General features: G+C 71.2%; 1 protein-coding gene. It reads left to right on the top strand.

The window, feature by feature from the left end:
• Positions 1 to 751: condensation domain-containing protein (locus NA4_RS38300; RefSeq protein ID WP_245671806.1), on the top strand; the 751-nt coding region annotated here is incomplete at both ends.

Here is a 751-nt window from a genome sequence, read left to right as displayed (position 1 = left end):
GGTCGCCGAACCGGTCGCGGCCGACGAGTTGCCCGTGCGGATCGTCGAGCTGGTGAGCGCCGGATTCGACGTGACCGCCGAGATCGGGTTCCGGGCGAGCCTGCTGGCGCTGTCGGAAACCGATCACGTCGCGGTGCTGGTCATGCACCACATCAGCGCGGACGGTTTCTCGCTGCGTCCGCTGCTGCGCGACGTGGTGCTCGGCTACACCGAGCGCGCCCGCGGCGAGGTCCCGTCCTGGGCGCCGCTCGAGGTGCAGTACGCCGACTACACACTGTGGCAGCGCGACGTGCTCGGCGCCGAGGACGACGCGGACTCCGTCGCCGCACGTCAGATCGCTTACTGGACCGAGCAGCTGCGCGACCTGCCCGATCAGATCGAGCTGCCCGCCGACCGGCCCCGGCCCGAAATCGCCTCCAATGCCGGTGGCACGCACAACTTCTCGGTCGACGCCGAGGTGCACCAGGCGTTGGCCGAGCTGGCGCGCGCCCGCGGTGTGACGCTGTTCATGGTGGTGCACGCCGCGCTCGCCGCATGGGCGGGCAGGCTGTCGAACAGCACCGACATCGCGATCGGCACCCCGATCGCGGGCCGCGGTGAACGCGCGCTCGACGACGTGGTGGGCATGTTCGTCAACACGCTGGTGCTGCGCAGCCAGGTCGATCCCGGCGCAGGCTTCGGTGAGCTGCTCGAGCAGGTGCGCCGCACCGACCTGGCCGCCTTCGCAGGCGCCGACGTGCCGTTCGAGCGG

It is taken from the genome of Nocardia amamiensis NBRC 102102, from assembly GCF_001612745.1.
GTDB classification, from domain to species: domain Bacteria; phylum Actinomycetota; class Actinomycetes; order Mycobacteriales; family Mycobacteriaceae; genus Nocardia; species Nocardia amamiensis.
The sequence above is the reverse complement of the archived record's forward strand: the minus strand, read 5'-3'. Positions and strand labels throughout refer to the sequence as shown.